The 21,283-nt window shown below is 33.6% G+C and carries 19 protein-coding genes; all 19 read right to left on the bottom strand.

The annotated features are described in order from the left end of the window. Nucleotides 1-142 (bottom strand): divergent PAP2 family protein (locus ACO5J6_RS08835; RefSeq protein WP_485643524.1); only part of this gene is annotated, 142 nt, incomplete at its 3' end. Then, nucleotides 139-465 carry a ribosome assembly RNA-binding protein YhbY gene (gene yhbY, locus ACO5J6_RS08830; protein WP_485643487.1) on the bottom strand — a complete coding sequence of 109 codons (327 nt, stop codon included), beginning with the start codon at nt 463-465 and terminating at the stop codon, nt 139-141. The genes ACO5J6_RS08835 and yhbY, both read right to left, overlap by 4 nt. 1 nt (nt 466) lies before the next feature. Beyond that, nucleotides 467-2,335, bottom strand: a complete 1,869-nt coding sequence (locus ACO5J6_RS08825; RefSeq protein WP_485643485.1) for a ribonuclease J — start codon at nt 2,333-2,335, stop codon at nt 467-469. 34 nt (nt 2,336-2,369) lie between these two features. Then, a complete protein-coding gene (gene mrdA, locus ACO5J6_RS08820) occupies nt 2,370-4,337 on the bottom strand; it encodes a penicillin-binding protein 2 (RefSeq protein ID WP_485643483.1) in 1,968 nt (655 codons plus the stop codon). A gap of 24 nt (nt 4,338-4,361) precedes the next feature. Beyond that, nucleotides 4,362-4,706 (bottom strand): ribosome silencing factor, encoded by a 345-nt coding sequence (gene rsfS / locus ACO5J6_RS08815; RefSeq protein ID WP_485643481.1) that lies wholly within the window; start codon nt 4,704-4,706, stop codon nt 4,362-4,364. Between the two features lie 36 nt (nt 4,707-4,742). Further along, nucleotides 4,743-5,747: a LytR C-terminal domain-containing protein gene (locus ACO5J6_RS08810; RefSeq protein WP_485643479.1), complete on the bottom strand. Its 1,005-nt coding sequence runs from the start codon at nt 5,745-5,747 to the stop codon at nt 4,743-4,745. After that, complete coding sequence (gene mtaB / locus ACO5J6_RS08805) at nt 5,744-7,120, bottom strand: tRNA (N(6)-L-threonylcarbamoyladenosine(37)-C(2))-methylthiotransferase MtaB (RefSeq protein ID WP_485643477.1); 1,377 nt, start codon at nt 7,118-7,120, stop codon at nt 5,744-5,746. The genes ACO5J6_RS08810 and mtaB overlap by 4 nt, the downstream gene beginning before the upstream one ends. Beyond that, nucleotides 7,107-7,814: an RsmE family RNA methyltransferase gene (locus tag ACO5J6_RS08800; protein WP_485643475.1), complete on the bottom strand. Its 708-nt coding sequence runs from the start codon at nt 7,812-7,814 to the stop codon at nt 7,107-7,109. Before ACO5J6_RS08800 ends, mtaB begins: the two co-directional genes overlap by 14 nt. Nucleotides 7,815-7,881: 67 nt before the next feature. After that, the gene (gene ruvB / locus ACO5J6_RS08795) at nt 7,882-8,985 is read right to left on the bottom strand and encodes a Holliday junction branch migration DNA helicase RuvB (protein ID WP_485643474.1); all 1,104 of its coding nucleotides are present in this window, start codon (nt 8,983-8,985) and stop codon (nt 7,882-7,884) included. 22 nt (nt 8,986-9,007) lie between these two features. Further along, on the bottom strand, nt 9,008-9,631 hold the full coding sequence (locus ACO5J6_RS08790; RefSeq protein WP_485643473.1) for a DUF445 domain-containing protein: 624 nt from the start codon (nt 9,629-9,631) through the stop codon (nt 9,008-9,010). 304 nt (nt 9,632-9,935) lie between these two features. Beyond that, nucleotides 9,936-10,364: an osmolarity sensor protein EnvZ gene (locus ACO5J6_RS08785; protein WP_485643472.1), complete on the bottom strand. Its 429-nt coding sequence runs from the start codon at nt 10,362-10,364 to the stop codon at nt 9,936-9,938. A gap of 334 nt (nt 10,365-10,698) precedes the next feature. Beyond that, complete coding sequence (locus ACO5J6_RS08780) at nt 10,699-11,322, bottom strand: hypothetical protein (protein WP_485643471.1); 624 nt, start codon at nt 11,320-11,322, stop codon at nt 10,699-10,701. A gap of 18 nt (nt 11,323-11,340) precedes the next feature. Then, nucleotides 11,341-13,719: a hypothetical protein gene (locus tag ACO5J6_RS08775; RefSeq protein WP_485643470.1), complete on the bottom strand. Its 2,379-nt coding sequence runs from the start codon at nt 13,717-13,719 to the stop codon at nt 11,341-11,343. A gap of 253 nt (nt 13,720-13,972) precedes the next feature. Then, complete coding sequence (locus ACO5J6_RS08770; RefSeq protein WP_485643469.1) at nt 13,973-14,434, bottom strand: DUF5376 family protein; 462 nt, start codon at nt 14,432-14,434, stop codon at nt 13,973-13,975. Nucleotides 14,435-14,490: 56 nt separating this feature from the next. Further along, entirely contained in the window at nt 14,491-15,030 is a 540-nt protein-coding gene (locus ACO5J6_RS08765; RefSeq protein WP_485643468.1) for a hypothetical protein, read from the bottom strand. A 22-nt stretch (nt 15,031-15,052) separates the two neighbouring features. Next, the gene (locus ACO5J6_RS08760) at nt 15,053-15,688 is read right to left on the bottom strand and encodes a DUF4258 domain-containing protein (RefSeq protein WP_485643467.1); all 636 of its coding nucleotides are present in this window, start codon (nt 15,686-15,688) and stop codon (nt 15,053-15,055) included. 259 nt (nt 15,689-15,947) lie between these two features. After that, nucleotides 15,948-16,418 carry a DUF5376 family protein gene (locus ACO5J6_RS08755; protein ID WP_485643466.1) on the bottom strand — a complete coding sequence of 157 codons (471 nt, stop codon included), beginning with the start codon at nt 16,416-16,418 and terminating at the stop codon, nt 15,948-15,950. Between the two features lie 19 nt (nt 16,419-16,437). After that, entirely contained in the window at nt 16,438-21,111 is a 4,674-nt protein-coding gene (locus tag ACO5J6_RS08750) for a hemagglutinin repeat-containing protein (RefSeq protein ID WP_485643465.1), read from the bottom strand. A gap of 41 nt (nt 21,112-21,152) precedes the next feature. Next, nucleotides 21,153-21,254: a hypothetical protein gene (locus tag ACO5J6_RS08745; protein ID WP_485643522.1), complete on the bottom strand. Its 102-nt coding sequence runs from the start codon at nt 21,252-21,254 to the stop codon at nt 21,153-21,155. Nucleotides 21,255-21,283 lie beyond the last annotated feature (29 nt).

Raw genomic sequence — 21,283 nt, 5'->3', positions numbered from 1 at the left:
TTCCTCCTGTCTGAAACATACGTACCCACTGTATTTTTTCTCTTTTCAGCAAAGGATAGAACACTTTATAAAATTGTGCCAGAAAACACGAAATTGCAGCTACATCAAGCAATCTGTTTCCAAATATTATCCCACTACTCATTTCTTACCTTTCTTTTTAAACTCATTAAATTCTTTCGTTATTTTTCCATCTTTGTTATTAGCCTTGAAGAAAATCAATATTCTCCCTATACTGTCGACAAAAACCGATTTTGTCTTTGAAGCCAGCTCGTTCCCCAACTCCCTTGCAACTTCCACTTCCGAGTTTTGCAATATTTTTACTTTTATCAGTTCTCTTTTTTTTACAGCATTTGCTATACTTTCTATAACATCATCATCTATGCCGTCTTTTCCTATTCTGACAACAGGGTCTATTTCATGTGCCATTTTTTTCAGAAAAGCTCTCTGCTTACTGGAAAGTTCCATTTTAGACCTCCATTATTATAGGAAGAATTATAGGTTCCCTATCAGTCTTTTTATTTAAAAATTCTCCCACTTTGACTTTTAATCTCTGCTTTATTTTTCCTATTTCTTTTACACCCTGTGTTTCCATATTTTCCAGCTCAAGTTTGATTAATTCCTTTGTTTCCGACAATAAACTTTCTGCGTCTTTATTATATACAAATCCCCTTGTTACAAGCTCTATCTGTTTATTAAAGTTTCCTGTCTTATATTGGGAAATGGATATTATTACAATTCCGTCATCGGCTAAATTTTGTCTGTCTTTTAATACCGCGTTTCCTATATCTCCTATACCAAATCCGTCTATGAGCGTAACTCCGCTCGGCACTTTTCCTACGTCTTTAAAACTGGATTTTGTCAGCTCCAGCTTCATTCCGTTTTCGGCAAGTATTATATTTTTCGAAGGTATTCCTACAGCTTCGGCAGATTCCTTATGTTTTTTCAACATTACATATTCTCCGTGGACAGGCATAAAAAATTTAGGTTTTACAAGATTTATCATCAGTTTTTGCTCTTCCTGACAGCCGTGTCCCGAAACATGTATCCCGATACCTTTTTCATATATGACGTTAGCATGTCTTTTCATCAGCTGATTTATGTTTTTATAAGCCGCTTTTTCGTTTCCCGGTATCGGACTTGCAGATATTACTACCGTATCTCCGTCCCTAAGTGATATATATTTATGCGAACCGTTTGCTATTCTTGATAGTGCCGCAAGAGGTTCTCCCTGTGTTCCTGTACATAAGATAAGGACTTTATTTGCGGGAAGGGTTTCCACTTTATCTATATCTATCATTATTCCTTTTGGAATTTTTAAATATCCTAAATTTGAGCATATTTCAAATATTTTCAGCATACTTCTTCCGTCAATGGCTATTTTTCTGCCATTTTTTTCGGCTATGTATATTATCTGCTGCAATCTATGAACATGGGAAGCGAAAGCCGCCAATATTATTCTTCCGTTAGCTTTTGCAAATTCTTCTTTCAGACTTTCTCCCACGGTTCTTTCTGACAATGTAAAGCCGGGTATCTGCGCATTTGTACTGTCCGAAAGGAGCAAATCCACTCCTTCTTCCCCTAACTGTGCAAATCTTGCAAAGTCAAATCCCTCTCCGTCTACAGGCGTCAAGTCGACTTTAAAGTCTCCTGAATGAAGTATTGTAGCGGCGGGAGTTTTTATACAGATTGCATAACAGTCGGCAATACTGTGAGTTACACTTATAAATTCCACTGTAAAATATTTTGATATTTTTAAAATACTTCTTCCTTTTATTATTTTTTCTTTAGGAAGTTTTGCGTCTTTTTTTTCAAATTTAGCTTTTGCCAATTCCAATGTCAGTCTGCCGCCATACATCGGTATGTTTTCCGTTCCCAATTTCTGATACAAATAAGGAATTGCCCCTATATGATCCTCGTGTCCATGTGTCAGAAGGAGTCCTTTTATCTTATCCCTATTGCTTTCCAAATAAGAGAAATCAGGAATTATTACGTCTATTCCCAAATGCTCGTCCTCAGGAAAAGTAAGCCCTGCATCTACAATAATTATTTCATCTTTATATTGAAATGCTGTCATATTTTTTCCGACTTCTTCTATTCCTCCGAGAGGAATGATGTACATTTTTTCTTCTTTTTTTCTGTTATCATTTTTTGCATTTGTCCCTTCATTTCTGTCAGGGAAAAATTGCGGGTTGTTTGTTTCGTTTAAACGTCCTTCACGACTCAATGCGTTATTTTGGATTTTAGTTCTGGTTCTATTCATAATATTTTTTGAATAGTCTCTTTTAAAAGGATAATCTGCTTTTTCATTTCCTTTTTTACTTTCTTTTTCCGACATTCAACGACCTCCTTTTCTTATATTTTATTTAATATTATCTTCTTCTTTTTTTTCTTTGACCTGTCTTTTGATCTGCCTGCTGTTCGGCAGTTTCTATTTTCTGTTCAGGCAGGATATTCTTTTTAAATTCGTATTTGTCCCTGTATTTTTCAATAAATGTCCTTGCCAGCTGTCCTGATGCAACTCCTCCATATCCCGCTCCTTCAATTATCGATACAAAAACTATCTGAGGATTGTCTGACGGGAAATATCCCGCTATCCATGAGTGATTATCTCTGAACCCCGTATTTTGAGCAGTACCTGTTTTAGCTGAAACAGGATAATTAGGTATATATAAAATTCTGGCAGTTCCTCCAACCGAGCTGACAGGTAGTTTCAGTGCATTTTTCATAAGTTTCAGATTTTTCTGACTTATATTTATTTTTCTTCCTACTTTAGGCTTATTCATTTCAACTTTACCGTCATAAGAAATAAATCTATCAACAACCGTGGGTATCATCATCACACCGTCATTGGCTATAATCTGATAAGCTGAAAGCACCTGCACAGGAGTCATAAGTACGTATCCCTGACCTATGGACATATTTATAAGATCTCCCGGCAGCCATACCTTATCCTGCTTTTTCTTAAACCTTTTCTTTTTCCATTCAGGAGTAGGCAGAACTCCAGCCTGTTCTCCCGGAATATCAATTCCCGTTTTCTCTCCCACTCCCATTTCTTTAGCATATTTTATAATCCTGTCTTTCCCTGCTCTCTGCGAGAAAACATAATAATACGTATTTACCGAATGTTCTATAGATTTATTGAAATTTGTAATCCCGTATCCTCTGCTGCTGGAATCCCTAAAAACCAATTTTCCGAATTTATACTGTCCTGTGGACATTACCGTATCATAAGGAGAAATACCCGCTTCAAGTATTCCCAGTCCTGTTATAGCTTTAAAAGTGGAACCCGGAGGATACAATCCTGCTATTCCTTTATTTACAAGAGGTTTTGCTTTGGAATTTACAAGCTCGTTCCATTGGTCGTCAGGTATTCTTGAACTTAATAAATTCAAGCTGATTTCAGGATTACTCACAAAAGTGATTATTTTTCCTGTCTTGACTTCCATAGCTATAAAAGCTCCGCTTTTTCCTGCAAAAGCCTGTGTCATATATTTTTGCAAATCAAGGTCAATGGACAGATAGACATTTTTACCTGTAACACTGGCAACGTTTTTTATTTCTTTTATTACGTTTCCGTGTACGTCTACTTCCACATCTTCTACTCCGTCCTGTCCTTTCATTATTTTATCATATTCTTTTTCGACACCTTTTTTACCTATCAGGTCATCATTCTGATATCCGTCTTTTTTCAGCTCATTATACTCTTTTTCGCTTATAGGCTTTACATTTCCTATTACATGCGAAGCGATACTATCTTCAGGATAGTATCTCTTATTATATTCTACTATATTTATTCTGTTATTTTTTATTTTTTCCACAGCTTTTAATGCTATATTTTTGTCCAAATCCTCTATAACAAGGATTGTCTTATCTATTCCCATACGTGGTTGCTTGTTAAACCTTGTTATAATATAGTCAGTAGTATAACCTGTCAGCTGACTGATCGTTTTTATATCTGATATCGTTTCTCTTATCTTTTCAGCTCGCTGTTTTTTTTCTTTAGACAGTCTTTCTTCTATCTGATTTTCATCAAAATTCTGAATTTCCCTGAGCAATGCTATATCATTGTTTGACAGCTGTTTTGTATCAATATGTATGAGTTTATATCCTGTAGTATTTTTAGCCAGCAGTTTCCCTTCTCTGTCATATATTTCTCCTCTTGTGGCTTTGATGACGTTTGACCTTATCCTGTTTTGTAACGCCCTTTCTTCATAAGTTGCCGCATTTAATATCTGAAGAGAAAACAGTCTTAATACTAAAATCAGAAAAATCAACGCTACCGTCAATATAAACATTATATATCTGGGGTTTCTTTCTTCTTTATCCAATTCTCTCATAGTTTTTCTTTTACTCCCTGAACCCTAAATTATACTTCCTTCGTGATTTACATCTTCATAAAATTCGTCCAGCTGATAATATTCCCTCGCATCCCTGCTGAATATACTTATTATTATATCTCCCGAATCTATCAAAACCCAGTTACATTCTTCAAGACCTTCGATACTTTTTATATTTTCAGAACTTTTCTTAATCTCATTTGCTATTGCTTCAATATTTCTTGTCGAACTCCCCGTGCATAATATTGAGTAATCGAAAAACGGAGATTTGCCCTGCATATCAAATACTTTTATATCCTGACCTTTCTTATCTTCGATTATCGATATAATCGAATCAATTTCTTTTTTCAGTTCTCTGTCCTGTTCCATTTTACCTTCCTTAATTTAATTATTATTCCATTTATTTTAATTTTTAGAAACTATTACTATTTTTCCGTTTAATTGATTATCAGCGATCAACTTTATTCCTCCGCCCAGCTGTTTTGCGATTAATTTAGCAGTATAAATGTCGGAAGGATTGTAAACAACTTTTATATCATTTATTTTGTTCAGTTTTTCACCTTTATATTCAGAAGATTTTACATTTTTCAGTTTATATCCTTTTATTTTGTCGGCTGTTACCGATTTATCTCCCAATGTAACTATTTCAACGGGGAAATCTATCTGATTATCATTACCTGTGATAAGCACAAAATCAGCTTCAGGTTTTACAGTTTTATCTTCCAGTACTTTTGCATATTTTAGCCCTGCTTCATCTATTATTGCTTCTACTTCCTTTTCATTCAGCTTACGTACTATGACAAAATTCATTGTTTCAGGTTTAGTGTAGTTTTCAGCATTATATTCTATTCCAAATTTTGCTTTCAGTTTTTCACCTATATTTTTAGCAAAACCGTCGATATTGTTGGCATTTAGCACTTCAATTTTTTTGCCTTTTAATGTTTCCGCAGGATTGATATTTACAACAGTTTCTTCGGAATTATTTTCATTTTTTACTGCATTGGTTCCTTTAGGCATTGAAGCCAGCATTTTTTCAAATTTCACACTGTCCACATGCTTTTCATTTCCTACTGATGCTACGGGTATCATTACACTTCCTATTGGTTTTTCATTTTCAGTTATATATTTTATTCCTGAAGGAAAATATTTGTTCAAATCATTTAGCAATTCCGATTTGTCCAACACTCCGATATTTAGCTGTTTCAATATTCCCGTTGTAAAATACTGTTCGACTTTTTTTGTATTTGTCAGATATAAATCCTTAGGCAGCTCAAAAGTATTTCCGTCATAATAGACATAATATTTGTCATTATTTCTGAATATTCTGTTTTCACTCTTTAACTTTTCCGCATTATCAGAACACGAAACAAAAATCAATAAACTGATTATTACTAATAAAATCTTTTTCATATTATATCTCCTTCTAATAGTATTCCGTCAAAATCAATTATTTTAATATCTACCAAATCCGAAACCTGAACATCAAGATTTATTTTATCATCCTTTTTCAGATTGATAAATACTTTAAGATAATTTTCAGTATAGCCGAAAGCTTTGTCCTCAACTATTTCTTCAATATAAACTCTCTGTTTTGTTCCTATAGTTTTTTTTCTAAATTCAGCGTATTTTTTATTGTTTAATTCTTCAATTTTTTTTACTCTTCTTTTCTTTTCCTGTGCGTCTATTTTACCTTCCAGTAACATTGCGGTTGTTTTTTCTCTGTCCGAATAAGGGAATACGTGTAAATCAGCAAATCCCAAAGAATTTAGATTTTTCATCGTATTGTTGAAATTTTCTTCTTCTTCCTGAGGAAATCCTACAATTATATCCGCAGTGAGTGCAACTTCAGGTACTTCCCTTTTTACTTTTTCAAGAATATTTACAACAAATTCGGCTTTATAATTCCTTCTCATCAAATGTAATATTTTATCATCCAAAGTCTGTACAGACACATGCAGATGAGGCATTAACTTAGGATTATTTTTAAGCATATTTAGAAATTTGTCAGTTATAGTATCAGGGTACACGGAGCTTACTCTCACTCTTTCCACCGATTTTACTGCCAAAATTTTTTCAAGTAATGTATCAAAATCCGTTTTCGGCTCCAGATCAAGTCCGTATTCACTCATATTTATGCCTGTCAGAACTACTTCCTTATATCCCTGCTCTCCAAGATATCTTATCTCCTCAAGGACATTTTCCGTATCCCTCGACCTGCTTAATCCCCTTGCATAAGGTATCTTACAATAAGAACAGAATTTTGAACAGCCGTCCTGTATTTTTACAAAGGCTCTCGCCTTTTCCCTGAGTACCGTATATTTTTTTGAACTGTATTCCTTTTCGTCAAATATATTGCTCACCTGATAATGAGATACATTTTTATTTATTATGTTAAACACATTTTCTTTTTTGGAATTACCGATTATAAAGTCTATCTCTTTCATTTCCTTTAAATCGTCCAAATTTGTCTGGGCATAACATCCCGTAGCCACTACTACCGAATCGGGATTTGTGTTTTTTGCCCGTCGAAGCATTTTTCTGTTTTTCTTGTCGGCAACATTGGTAACCGTACAAGTATTTACAATATATACATCGGCTTTCTCATCAAAATCCACTTCCCTGTAATTATGTTCCAGAAAATCTTTTTTTATGACTTCCGTTTCATATTGGTTTACTTTACAGCCCAATGTATAAAAAGCGACCGTTTTCTCCGCATTGTTTTCACTATTTTTCATTCTTTCTTTTTCCGCATTTTCAATTTCTGTATTTCTAACCATAGACATTTGCCAGTATACCTCCTATGACAATTGCCGCTGTTTCTGCTCTTAATATTCTTTTTCCGAGACTGATTTCTATGGCACCCTTTTCTTTTAAGAATAAAGTTTCTTCCTTTGTCATTCCGCCCTCAGGTCCTACTATGTATAAAATATTATTATCATTTTCATCTATTATATCTGCTAATGAAGCGTTTTCAGAACTTTCTTCGTAAGCATAGACAATCTTATCATATAATTCATAGTTTATACTTTGTAGCTTTGTAATAGGAGCTATCTCCGTAAACTTTACACCTTTACACTGTTTAAGGGCTTCTTTTACAGTTATATCCCATTTTTCTTTTTTTTCATTTATTTTTACAACTACTCTTTCAGTCTGAAGAGGAATTATTCTATTAATTCCAATTTCAGTCAGCTTTTTTATGGCCATATTCATTTTCTCGTTTTTCAGAATACCTATCGCAGCATCTATATTGATTTTCAGCGAGTAATCATCGTTATTTTTCTGTATTATTTTTAGTTTTATTTCTTTTCCGGATATTTCCTTTATTTCAGTTATATATTCAAATTCCCCGTCAACTATCCTTACATCATCTCCAGCCCCAAGTCTGAAAACATTCCGTATATGATTGCAGTCGGATTTATCGGTTATTTTGATTTCATTTCCATTTATATTTTTTTTATCTGCTATAACTGTCAACAAATTTTATTCACCTCTATATATGACATCCGTATATCATATTAATGTTATCTTTTATATAATGTAGTTTTTACTTAATTTCAAAATTTTCATTTCCAAACAATGTATTTTCATTTTTATGACTATTTTCCTGACTATTCTTTAGAGCTTCATTATTTCCGTCATTTTCTTTTTCTTCAAATATTTTTTCAAGCCCCAAGTGTTTATAACCATACTCGGTAACTACCCTACCTCTTTGAGTTCTTTTTATATATCCTATCTTTACAAGATATGGTTCGTAGACTTCTTCTATTGTCCTTTTGTCTTCACCTAATAAAAGTGAAAGAGTTTCTATCCCTACGGGACCGCCATTATACACATTTATAATGGATTTTAGTATATTTCTGTCAAGCTCGTCAAGACCGCTGTCATCTACTCCTAACAATCTCAAAATGCCGTCAACACTTGCTTTGTCGAGTATACCCTTTCCCTCTACAAGAGCATAATCCCTCGCCCTTTTAAATAACCTGTTGGCTATTCTCGGTGTTCCTCTGCTTCTTTTGGCTATTTCAGTTATACCGTCCTCATCATAGGAAACCTGAAATATATTTGCTCCCCGTCTTATTATTTCTTTCAGCTCTTCAAGCTTATAATATTCCATACGATGAGTTACTCCAAATCTGTCTCTTAGTGGAGTACTGAGCTGTCCCGCTTTAGTTGTCGCTCCTATAAGTGTAAATTTGGGCAACTCTATCCTTATACTTCTCGCTGACGGTCCTTTCCCTATCAGTATATCAAGCTCCCCGTCCTCCATTGCAGGATAGAGTATCTCCTCAACGGAAGTATTCAATCTATGAATTTCATCTATAAACAGAATGTCATTTTCTTCAAGAGACGTCAAAATGGCTGCCAAATCTCCTGCTTTTTCCAGTACAGGTCCTGTTGTTATTTTGAGATTTACCCCCATTTCAGTAGCAATAACTCCCGCTAAAGTAGTTTTACCCAGACCGGGAGGTCCGTAAAGCAATATGTGATCCATTGCTTCATTTCTCATTTTTGCAGCTTTTATAAATATATTCATTTTTTCTTTCAAATCTTCCTGACCTATGTATTCATTAAATGTTTTAGGTCGAAGCGTTTTCTGAATATTGTCTTCACCTAATTCTTCAGAGGCCAATATTCTTTCATTGTCCATTCATTCTCCTTAATTGAACTAACTAAATCTGTTTTAGGAACAGCATTAAAAAAAATTGGAATACAGCTATAATCCCTCCCAGAACTCCTCCTATTATTTCAATGTGTTTCAACTCTTTTTTAGAAATCTTCAATATTATATTTTCTATTTCATCCAAAGAAAAATTAGTCATTTTTTCAACCATAATTTCTTTAAAATCAATCTTTTCTTCTACAACTTTTAAAATTTCTGCAAGTATTTCCTCTTTATTTTCTAAAATCGCCTTTTTAAAATATGACTTCAATTTCTCCATTAGCGAATCATTTACAATCATTTTTAAGAGAGGATTTTTTTCAAGAATACTTTTTTGCAGTTTTACTCCTATTATTTTATCGACAATGTCGTTTACAATTTCTTCATCCAGTTCGCTGCCTTTAAATTTTTCAGCTATATCCGCTACGGAAATCAGCTCCTGCTCAACAACTCCAGCTATGTTTTCAGTAATCTCATCTCTTCTTTTAGGAATTAGCCCCTGTATCTTAAACAACAGAAAATTTATCTCCCTTTGAGGTCTAAAAAGAAGCTTTATCGCAAGATAATTTGTAAACCAGCCTATAAGTGTCCCTACAGATACCATTATTGCGAATTGTACTATCAAATGTTCCAATTTTAATTTCCTCCGTAATTATCTCTGTTAGTTATCTATTTCTTTTTTTATTCTTTTCTATTTTCCCCTAATGTTTTCTTAGTTTTATTTTCTTATTATTTAAAATCTTTCCTCAAATACATACTTATTACATTGTATAGTATCATATTTGACTTTGTTTTTCAAGTTAATAGTAGGGGGACGATTCCCCCTACTACCCCCCTGCCCCGCTTCTCGTTTGCTAAGCTCGAAATATCTTTCTTTTGCTCTACTACAAATCTCCTCTATTTCTCGTTAAGCAGTTACTCGAAAATGTGAGGAATAGTTATATTTCATCATACTTTTCCTTGTACTCAAACATCTCCATTATCTTTTTTGCTAATTCTTCATAACTTGTTTCTTCTTTCTTTAAAGTATATTCCATTTTATTATTGTTTTCATCTCTAAATGTTCCATAATATCCTTTTCCTTCTTTTTTCCATAATGATAATGTATATTCGTTATTTTCAAAATCTAAACTTATATGGTTATATTCTTTAGAAAATTTCCCAAATGTTGTATACCTGCTTGCCATACTCCAAATCTGTTCTTTTATATCTTCACTTTCTAAAACTTTTTTATTTTTTGAAAGTTCTAATGCTATTGACAACATCTCTCCTATTTCTTCATAACTTGATTTTGTATTTATTATCAATGCTTTGGCATGATTTGTTGATAATCCTATTTTTCCTATACCTGCTGGTATTATTATCATTTTTACTTTTCCTTTTTGTTTGTATATTCCGATACTATCGTACATTTTTATCCCTCTCTTCCTTATTTTAACATAATGTCTATTTCTATTTTCACATTATTTAAATTTCCATAATCTATTATCCTTTCTATTGCTTTCAACTATGATTGATTTAATTCTCTATTCGGTATTACAAATTTTACTGCTCTTTCTTTTAAAAACACAGTAGGGGGACGGTTCCCCCTACTACCCCCCTGCCCCGCTTCTCGTTTGCTAAGCTCAAAATATCTTTCTTCTGCTCTACTACAAATCTCCTCAATTTCTCGCTAAACAGTTACTCGAAAATGCGGAGATTTTATATTTTAACTGTCACACTTAATCCTGTATTTAAATATATTTCGTTATTTTTTTTGAGAAAAGCTTCCCAAATATTTCCATTATCTAAATAAACATCTATCACTTCGCATTTTGAATTATCTATTTCTTCTATTATTCCTTTATTTTTATTAAATAATTCAATAAATGTTTTCTCTATATTTTTATTTAATTTTTCTTCCGATATATAATAGATATTCCTTGATAATAATTTTTTATATTCTTCCATACTTGTACAATGATCTTTAAAATTACTTGTTAGCATCCATTCTAATACTATTTCTTCTATTGTTCCTTTTTTTATTTTTGGATTTGTAATTGTTATTTTTCTTATTTCATCCATATTAAACTCAACAGGAATATAAATATAATCATATTTAAAAGCTAAACTGTCATCAGGTATTGTATAAACTTTATCTCTTTCTTTTCGTAAATATACATTGTGTCCTTTATTCAATCCATAATTTAATTCAAGACCAAAATCTTTATCTTTACAAGAAATTATATTGTAATTTTCTCCATAATAAATTACAGTTTCTCCTTTTAATATTTTCATATAATGATCATAAAATCCCTCTGACCACTTGATTATGCTTATATCCATAATAATTCCTTTCTTAATTTATTTTATTACGTCATAACTTGGAAGCGATTTATCTTGCATATAATCCGCCCAACGATTTTTTGGAATAAAGTTTTTATGTATAATTCTATTCCCATTTCTAACTGTTATGTGGTATATTCCTTCTTGTCCATTAATATAACCTTTTCTCAAATATTCTACTCTTCCGTCATTTCTTATAAGAGCAGGCTTTTCTTTTATCATTTCTAAATCAAATATTGCAGGTGTTTTATGATAAGTGTCATTTGATTTTTTTATAACACTTTCACTATACTCTAATTGTTTACTATTAGAATTATTATAATTTTCATTATTCTGATTATTATTTTGAAAATCAGGTTTTGACGTTTTTTCTGTCGCAGGTGCTTCTTCTATCGGCTTCTCATATATTGGCTGCTTGCTCAATGCTTCTTTTGCTATCATTGATGATGTAACTGCTTCTCCTACCTGTGAACTCCACACTGCTCCCTTAAAATCTATTATTACCGGCTCTTTATCTCTTTCCCTGAACGAAGCTTGCGTGAATATATCACTCGTCGCCATCTTTATTTCATTCTTTGATATTACTCCTACAAACTTTACTAAATCTTCATATGTTCTTACACTTGTTATATACGTGTTTCCGTCATATATCTTATATCTTCCCCCAAAGTTTATCCCTGCATTCTTTATATCCGATATTAGCTTATTTTCATTGAATGTATATCCTTCCGATTTTTCAAATGCTTCCTTATTTTTTTCTCCTCCTTGGGATATATATGCCTGATACATTTGAAGATAATTAAATTTTGCAAGCATTTCTCCTGCTTTTATTTCTTCTCTGTTTGCTTTTGACCTGTCTTCTTTGTATTTCTTACTTTCCTGTGCGTGCTTATATTCTTTTTCCCTGTTTACAAGTCTTATCTCATCTTTTAATCCTGACTGTTTTAAATACTTTTCGTACTCTGATAATTTTTTTGTATCATAAAATTCATATTCTCCCTTTTTAGTGGCTCTGCATACATTACTATGTTTAGCACAGTAGTCATTTAAATTTTTTATTGCATTTTTAGAACTTTCATAAGTTTTTGAACCTCTATCGTCCATACCTCTGAAACCTGCCATAGTAGGTTTAATTGCAGGTGTATTTGGATTACAGTTGAGAAGTGTTTGTCCATTTTTACGGCACGCTCCTCTGTCATCTCCGACATGTTCTCCAAAATCTCTACTGCTGTAATCTTTTCCGTCCGATTTTGCTTTTATCGGGATGTCATTGTCCTTGTACTTATCCTGAAAATATTGGTTCGTTGCTCTTCCCGTACTCTCAAGTCCAAGTTCTTCTGTTCCTGTCTTTCGTTGTCTTCCCTCTACTTTTCCTACAATGTGGCTTCCCTCTTCTGCTATAGTTCCTATTATTCCTGAACGTGTGCCGTTTTCGCCTGCTTCTGTATTTACAAGGATTGTATGTGTTCCGTCTTTTCCTACATATGCCGTTCCTGCTAATGCTTTTCCGTCCTTACCTATCAGCTGTGGGGCATTCTTAGGGTCTGTATATATTACTTTTGCCTTGTAACCTAAGTCCCTGTATGCGTCTTCAAGGGCTTTTCCTATCTCCTGCTGGTCTCTTGCTCCTTTCAGTCTTTCTCCTGCTATATTTTCTAATGTCTCCGAAAGTCTTGTTTCACTTAGCTGTCCAAAGAAGTTCCTGTTATCATCTCCCCTGTCATTTACAGCTTCCTTTATCGTTCTTCCTATGTCCGTTATTTCCTGTTTTGCCTTGTCTATATCCTTTTTGTAATCCTCAGGATTTGTTACTGCCCTTATTGTCTGTCCTTCTACATAGATATTTGTATTTCTATGAGTGTCTCTTGTTGTTTCATTAGCTTTACTTAAATCAGTATTTATTGGACTTCCTTTTGATTTTCCTATCTCCACGTTTCCAATTACTGTGTTTCTTGTTATTCCCTCTTTGTCGTGTCTTTCCTGATTAAAGCCTGCTCCCGTTACAGGATTTTTACCTGTCTGTAAACCTATTGAACCGCCTGTTGTTTTAAGGGTGTCTGTGTTGTATAGGTCTTTTCCTGTGTACTCCTTTATTTTTAGTCTGCTGTTTTCTCCTTTTGTTCCTACTATTGCTCCTGTGTTAGTAGCTTTTCCTACTGTAAGGTTACTTCCCTCTCCAAGTATAAACGTGCTTTGATTGTCGACATAAGTTCTGTTTCCATTTGTTTTACTTCCGCTTACACTTATAGAATTAGGTGTTCCTGTTGAACTTACTCCTACATTTATTCCGCTGCTGCTTCCTGTTGTTGTACTCTTATTCTGTACTGATGTGATTTCAAGGTTTTCTATGTTTCCTGTTACTTTTCCGCCTGTCTGATTAAAGCCTATTAATCTCATATTCTTTGTGTTGTTATGGACTTCGTCTACATTATTGAAGTTTCCGTTGTAGTATATTGTTTCATCAGTATTTAAATGGCTTCTGTTTGTTGAAAAGTTTACTCATTTAAAAACACAGTAGGGGGACGGTTCCCCCTACTACCCCCCTACCCCGCTTCTCGTTTGCTAAGCTCAAAGTATCTTTTGATTATTCAAATTTTACATTTATTCAACTTTTCGCTAAGCAGTTACTCGAAAATGCGGGGTTTTTGTTCTATTTCTCTATTTTTTCTTTTTTGTATACATTTTCTGTGTCTATTATTTCTTCATAACTTCCGTCTATTATTTCTCTTTTTAAAAAATCTCTCCATTTTGACATTGCATAAGCTACTTCTTCTCTGTCTATGTAGGCTCTTTCATCATCTTCTTCACTAAAAATTAATGCAATATCGACTTTTTTATCCTCAATATATGCTTCCCACCTTTGTGAACCAATATCACAATAACTTACATCTTTATCATTTAAATTTTTTAATATATATTCTGTTAAACTTAAATCTGAACTATCAATATAGCTTGCTAAATATGTCTCATTTAATATGTTATTTCTTAAAATATAATCTGTGTATTCTTTATAATCCATTTTTTTCACTATATCATTATAAGGCATTTTAAAAGATTCACATATTCTGATATATTTATTTTCTTCATATCTATATTTAAAAATTAACTTCATATTTCTTTCCTCCATTTCATTTATGGTTTTATCGGATAAGCTTTAAAACAATTCAACTAAATGCTATCTAAAAATAACAACATTTTTTTAATTTTTTCTAATATTAAAATCTTATTTCTTTCCCACTTTTTTTCTTCTTGTACTTCATTATTACAAATAATTGTAGCATTTTCTATTTCAAGCTCAAACCATAAATTATTATATTGCTTTATCTCTTCTTCTGAAAAATAATGTCTGTAACTATCAAAATAATATTCTGAAATAGCTACAAATTTTTTAAAATTATTATAACTTTTAAGCGATTTGATACATTCCATAAATAAATTTATTAATAAATCCTTTTTCTTTACTTTCAATTTTAATAAGAACCTTTTTATATCTGACAAGAAAAAAATCAATATTTCAATATTCTCTTTAATCCAATCATTATTTATATTAGAAATATAAATATACTCAAAATTTTCTATTATATTCTTATATTCTTCTATTTCTTCATTTGTGAAATATTCACTAAATTTTCTTAAATCATTTTTATAATTAGAAATTTCTGTCATATTTTTATCCAAATTTAATATTTTTTCTATAAATTCTTCCATTAAATTATCTATTATCTCTGTTCTATTTACCACCATATCTCACTGTTACCACCTTTCCATTTTCAGTTATGACTGTTATATTATTTTTATAATCAATATACATTTTCCTTCCATTACGTGCTTCTATTACTATTCCATAAGTTATAGCTTCTTTAACTGCACTTGGAGTAATTCCCCTATCCTGCATTCTGTCCAATGCATGACCTCCGTATTCTATTCCGTCTATTACAGTATTTTCATTTCTGACTTTCTGATAATATGGATTTTTGGGTTGATTATATTGATTATTTTTACTTCCTGATACTCTTGAATTATAATCTTCTAAATTCTCGTTCGAATTATTATTAGAGTTATTATTTTCAGTTTTATTTACTGTCGTTTCGCGATTTTTCTGATTACTTCCATAACCTTTGTTTCCTGTTTCACCCGCTCTGTTATTTGTTTCCCATTCACTGTATGTTTTCCTACTATTTTCATTCATTCCTGCATACAATGAATTTACTATCGGAGCTGCTGAATTATTTATTACATTTGCTGTCGCTCCTATTACTGCTCTGTAATTCACTTCTGCATTGTAGTTCTTCCATTGCTTTTCACTTATTTTCCCCTCTTTATATAACTGTTCAGGACTTTTTCCCTCATTCTTGGACAGCTTCAAGTCTCATATTCTTTGTGTTGTTGTGGACTTCGTCTACATTTACAAAGTTTCCGTTGTAGTATATTGTTTCATCAGTATTTAAATGACTTCTGTTTGTTGAAAAGTTTACTCATTTAAAAACACAGTAGGGGGACGGTTCCCCCTACTACCCCCCTGCCCCGCTTCTCGTTTGCTAAGCTCGAAATATCTTTCTACTTATAAACTACAGGCTTCCTCAATTTCTCGCTAAGCAGTTACTCGAAAATGCGGGGTTTTTGTTTTATTTCTCTACTTTTTCTTTTTTGTATACATCTTCTGTGTCTATTATTTCTTCATAACTTCCATCTATTATTTCTCTTTTTAAAAAATCTCTCCATTTTGACATTGCATAAGCTACTTCTTCTCTGTTTATGTAGGCTCTTTTATCATCTTCTTCACTAAAAATTACTGCAATATCAACTGTTTTATCTTCAATATGTGCTTCCCAGCCTTGTGAACCAATATCATAATAACTTATATCCTTATCATTTAATTTTTTTAATACAAATTCTGCTAACTCATAATCTGTATCATAAAGGTAATTTGATAAATATACCTCATTTAATATATCATCTTTTTCTAACATTCTTAAATAATTTTCTGAACTTAATCTTTTGGATAATTCATTTGGCATTCTGAAAGCTTCACAATCTTTGACATATCTTTTTTCAAACCAATCTTCTTCATATCTGTATTTAAAAATTAATTTCATATTTCTTTCCTCCATTTGTTTATGGTTTTATCGGATAAGCTGTTATTACTTCTCCTTTTTCATTTAAAATCACTCTCATCTTAACCCCTGTCGATGACTTTCCTTCCCATATATTTCCTTTTTTATAATTATTTGGATTTTTAAGTACATTATCTATTTCTACTTTTATCCTGTTTTCTGTCCAATTGTCCGGAAACATTGTCGCTTTTCCACCATTATTTGTTTTTTCTAAATACTTTCCGGGATTATTCGGGTCCGGTACTTTTATCTTCGCTTCATATGCTCCTCCCGGAAATTCCTGTATCTTCTCTTCTACTATTATTCCTCCTCTTGTCGAATGTCCTCCAACAACCTCTGTTCTTCCATTCTTTCCAACTTTTACTTCTCCTTTCGCTATATGGTCAAAATTTTTATAACTTGTTGTTATATTTTCTACTTTCTTATCAGCCTGTTGATTTAAGTTATTGTTTTCGGTATTATTTACTGTCGTTTCATTATTTTTCTGATTACTTCCTGAACTGTTTCCACTTCCAGAACCTTTGTTTCCTGTTTCACCCGCTCTATTATTTGCTTCCCATTCACTGTATGCTTTCCTACTATTTTCATTCATTCCTGCATATAACGAATTTACTATCGGAGCTGCTGAATTATTTATTACATTTGCTGTCGCTCCTACTACTGCTCTGTAATTCACTTCTGCATTGTAGTTCTTCCATTGCTTTTCACTTATTTTTCCCTCTTTATATAACTGTTCAGGACTTTTTCCCTCATTCTTGGACAACTTTACTACTCTGTCATAGTCTTTTTCTTCTTTTGCTTTCTGACTTGCATTATTGTACGCTCTGTCTATTCTTTCCTGTGAGTCAAATCTATAATTCCCTCTTATTCCCATTGCTTTCGCTTTTTCTGAATATTTTATCAACTCTTCATCTGTCTTGAATATTATTAGCTCACTTGTATTGTCTGAATTCGGCTTACAATCCTTTCTATCTCTTGCTCTACACGCCAGTCTATCTGCATAATCTTTCCTTAAATCATCTGCTGTCTTCTGCTGTTCTTTTTTACATTTCCCGTTACAGTCTTTGCTACTTAGCTCTTTTATGAACTCGTCTCTTATTCTTTTCTTCTCGTCCTGTCTCTTTTTAATAGGAGCCACTACTTCCTTATCTATTGCCTCTTTTGTTTCATTTATTACTTTTTCCTGTGCCTTTCCTCCTTTAGCTATGTCATTTGCGTTGTTTATTAAGACTTTTCCCGCTTTTCCACTTAGTCCTAAAAATTGCCCTGCTGCTCCTTTTAAGTCTCCTTTTACTATCTTGTTTCCTATTTCTTTCAGCTCTTTTTTTCCTTTTCTTATCTGTTTGGCTGTTATGTCTGATGTTATTTCGCTGTCAGGGTCAAATTGGGCATATTCAAAGGAATTAGGGTCTATCTTGTCATTTTTACCTTTCAGCCTGTTTTCTATCTCTCCATAGGCTATTTCTCCTGCTACTGTCGCTTTTAGTTGTCCTTCGTTATTAGGTTTGGCTTTTCCTTTGTCAAATCTGTCTCTTATTCCCCATTCCCGACCTATTCCTGCTCTTACTGTATTTTCGTCCGCATTTTCATTGATGTATATCTTTCCTGTTACCTTGTCATAAAAATACGGTATCTCTTTTCCCTGTTCTCTTGCTTCTTCTATTCTTTCCTTTATTTTTTCAGGTAAGTTTGGGTCGTCAGGATTAAATTTACCTCCTATTCCTAATTTATCCTGTATTTCTTTATTTTTTAAATCTCCTTTTGCTATCAGTTCTATTTCAGGAGCTGTTTTTACCCTTAATATATCCTCTTTGATTTCTTCGTATCTTCTCTTTTCTGCTTGTGATATGTCGCTGTCATCGCTTCCGTTCAGTATATTGTCTATTTTCTTTATTGCTCCCTCTACTGTTGCTTTTCCCTCAAGTATTGCTATATTGAAGTCTTCTACAAACTGTTTCGGGTTTGACACCGCTTTTATTGTATTGTCCTCTACATAGACATTTATATTTCTATGAGTGTCTTTTGTTGTTTCATTGGCTTTACTTAAATCAGTATTTATTGGACTTCCTTTTGATTTTCCTATCTCCACGTTTCCAATTACAGTATTTCTTGTTACTCCCTCTTTGTCGTGCTTTTCCTGATTAAAGCCAACTCCGCCTGTTCCTACTGAACCTCCTGTCGTTGTCAGTTTATCTGTGTTGTATAGGTCTTTTCCTACATATTCTTTTACTTTGAGAGAAGAGTTACTTCCTGTAGTTCCGACTATTGCTCCTGTGTTTACTGCTTTTCCTACTGTAAGGTTACTTCCCTCTCCAAGTATAAACGTACTTTGCTTGTCTACATAGGTTCTGTTGCCGTTTGTCTTACTTCCGCTTACACTTATATAATTAGGTGTTCCTGTTGAACTTACTCCTATATTTATTCCGCTGCTGCTTCCTGTTGTTGTACTCTTATTCTGTACTGATGTGATTTCAAGGTTTTCTATGTTTCCTGTTACTTTTCCGCCTGTCTGGTTAAAACCTATTAATCTCATATTCTTTGTGTTGTTATGGACTTCGTCTACATTTACAAAGTTTCCATTTTGGTATATTGTTTCATCAGTATTTAAATGGCTTCTGTTTGTTGAAAAGCTTACTCCGTTTCCTTTAGTCTGTACTTTCTGTCCATATCCTACAGTTACTCCTGTATTTACTCCAGAGCTTTTTGAGTTCGTTCTGTATGTATTATGTAACTCTACTGCTTCCTTGTTTATGTTTTCTACATTGTTGTATATGAATTTTGTGTCCTTAGCTTGTGTTCCCTTATACGTTATGTTCTTTACATTATTGTACGTTATACTTGAGTTTTCGTCAAGTCCCCTTATTGTTGTTACTACCGCACTTTCTTCGTGGGAACTGCTTTCATTTTTTGATTTAGTAAAGCCGACATTCACATTGATATTTGCATAAAAGTCGTTGTTTGCAAGGGCGTCTTTTACTCCGCTCTTTCCTACGCTTCCATTCTGGTCGTAGCTTGTCTGTCTGTTTCCCTGATTTCCTGCAAGTCCTGTTATCGTTCCCGTTACAAAGTTTACTGCATTTACTGCTCCTCCTACCTTATCCCCTCTTCTTATCTGTCCTGCTGCTTCTCCTGCCTGTCTTGCTCTGTCCATTATCGGACTTCTTACTCCTGCCGTTACTCCTATATAGCTGCTCTTACTTGTCGTCTTCGTTTCCCTTACATCTTTTCTTGCTCCGTATACTACGTCTCCGTTGTTTATCTCTATTCTTCCATGCTCAAAGTCCGTTGCCGTTATCTCCGCTCCCTTATTTAAGACAGTATTATGTCCTATATGCAGGCTTGATTTCGCATTTATTATGCTCTTTTCACTGTTCGTGTTCTGTGTCTTGCCATATCCTGCCGTTACACTGCTTCCTGTCCTGTTTACGCTAAATCCTTTCCTGTTTTCTTCGTGATAGTAGCTGTTATGCAGCTCCCTTGCATCTGTCGTTACCTTTCCTCCTATATAGCTGTTATCCCCTATATGGATATTACTTCCCACTGCATTCAGCGTTCCTGTTATGTTAGCATTTGCTCCTATCTTAAAGTTGCTTGCCACATTTTCTTCATTATGGCTTTCCGTATAGCTGCTTCTCTTTGAAAATGAACCCTTACTGCTTCCCCTTATCGTCTTGTCGTATTCATTTACTTCGGATACTGCATTTACTTTTCCTACTGTCAGTCCTTTTCCGTCTTCAGCTATGAATGCCGACCCTTCAAGGTTTATCTCATTTACTTTCCCCCTTATCTTTTCCGCTACTATTCCTGCTCCTACATACTCTTTCGACTTGTATGTCTGATTGTTCTTCTCATCTCCGAACCTGTCATTCCCTTTCAGTTCCAGACCTTTTTCATTTATGTTTCCTTTTAAATCAAGTTCTACTTCCTTTCCTACTAATGCTCCGCCTGTACTGTTATAGTCCTTTCCCTCTATCCTTATTTTCTTTCCTGTTATTTCTCCTATATTTCCTATCGTTTCATATTCCGTATGGTTATTTTCACCTAAATTGAACCCCTGTCTTTCTTTTGTCGCATCGTTAAATATATTTCCTTTCTTTGCGACAAGTTCAACCCCTTCTACTCCTGCTATCTTTCCTCCTATATTTTCTATGTCCCCTTTTATTGCTTCTATTTTTACTGTCTTTCCTACTATCTCCCCTCTTTCATTTGTTACTGTCAGGTTCTTTATCCTGTCTCCCCTTATTTCAGTTACTCCTGTCAGGCTTCCTATTCTTAATCCTCTGTTCTCAAATTCTCCCTCCCCCCTTATTATCGTCTTTTCTGTTCCGTATATCCTGCTTCTTCCGTCCACTTCCAGTTTTTCCATTGTCGCCTTTGACAGATATATCTTCGGCACAAGGGCTTTCTTTCCGTTTACCGTCTCATATTCATACCATATTATGTCATTCTTTAGGCTGTTTATCTGTTCCTTTGTCAGTGCCACTCCCTGTCTTAGCTTCAAATCCTCTTTTGCTGTCGTCGCATTGTCTATCAGTCGTCTTGTAAGCTCGCTTCCCGATATCCCGTTTATTAATCTTGTTCCGAGTTTTTCTATCAGTGTCTGTTCTATTAAAAGATTGTCATAATATGCGTCTCCTAAGAGTTTTACCCTGTCCCAGTTCTCCCTGTATCCCATTCTTTCAAGAAAATATTCTCCGCCGTAATAGTTTCCTCTCGTTATGAATTCCGTCCTGTCAGCTTTACGTCTCCTCCGCCTCTTATCTTTCCTACCGTATTGTCTATTTTATCCGCTGTCAGTGTTATATCTTTTTGCGACAGTATTTCAGCTCCTGCATTTTCTATGCTCC

It is taken from the genome of Pseudoleptotrichia sp. (assembly GCF_057270515.1).
Note: the sequence above shows the minus strand (reverse complement) of the source record. Positions and strands in the feature narration are given on the sequence as shown.

What these genes read in the sequence shown, in the direction of transcription:
- yhbY (WP_485643487.1), bottom strand. Translation starts at nt 465, where the DNA reads ATGGAACTTTCCAGTAAGCAGAGAGCTTTTCTGAAAAAAATGGCACAT.
- ACO5J6_RS08825 (WP_485643485.1), bottom strand. Translation starts at nt 2,335, where the DNA reads ATGTCGGAAAAAGAAAGTAAAAAAGGAAATGAAAAAGCAGATTATCCT.
- mrdA (WP_485643483.1), bottom strand. Translation starts at nt 4,337, where the DNA reads ATGAGAGAATTGGATAAAGAAGAAAGAAACCCCAGATATATAATGTTT.
- rsfS (WP_485643481.1), bottom strand. Translation starts at nt 4,706, where the DNA reads ATGGAACAGGACAGAGAACTGAAAAAAGAAATTGATTCGATTATATCG.
- ACO5J6_RS08810 (WP_485643479.1), bottom strand. Translation starts at nt 5,747, where the DNA reads ATGAAAAAGATTTTATTAGTAATAATCAGTTTATTGATTTTTGTTTCG.
- mtaB (WP_485643477.1), bottom strand. Translation starts at nt 7,120, where the DNA reads ATGTCTATGGTTAGAAATACAGAAATTGAAAATGCGGAAAAAGAAAGA.
- ruvB (WP_485643474.1), bottom strand. Translation starts at nt 8,985, where the DNA reads ATGGACAATGAAAGAATATTGGCCTCTGAAGAATTAGGTGAAGACAAT.
- ACO5J6_RS08785 (WP_485643472.1), bottom strand. Translation starts at nt 10,364, where the DNA reads ATGATAATAATACCAGCAGGTATAGGAAAAATAGGATTATCAACAAAT.
- ACO5J6_RS08780 (WP_485643471.1), bottom strand. Translation starts at nt 11,322, where the DNA reads ATGGATATAAGCATAATCAAGTGGTCAGAGGGATTTTATGATCATTAT.
- ACO5J6_RS08775 (WP_485643470.1), bottom strand. Translation starts at nt 13,719, where the DNA reads ATGAGATTAATAGGCTTTAATCAGACAGGCGGAAAAGTAACAGGAAAC.
- ACO5J6_RS08770 (WP_485643469.1), bottom strand. Translation starts at nt 14,434, where the DNA reads ATGAAGTTAATTTTTAAATATAGATATGAAGAAAATAAATATATCAGA.
- ACO5J6_RS08765 (WP_485643468.1), bottom strand. Translation starts at nt 15,030, where the DNA reads ATGGAAGAATTTATAGAAAAAATATTAAATTTGGATAAAAATATGACA.
- ACO5J6_RS08755 (WP_485643466.1), bottom strand. Translation starts at nt 16,418, where the DNA reads ATGAAATTAATTTTTAAATACAGATATGAAGAAGATTGGTTTGAAAAA.
- ACO5J6_RS08750 (WP_485643465.1), bottom strand. Translation starts at nt 21,111, where the DNA reads ATGGGATACAGGGAGAACTGGGACAGGGTAAAACTCTTAGGAGACGCA.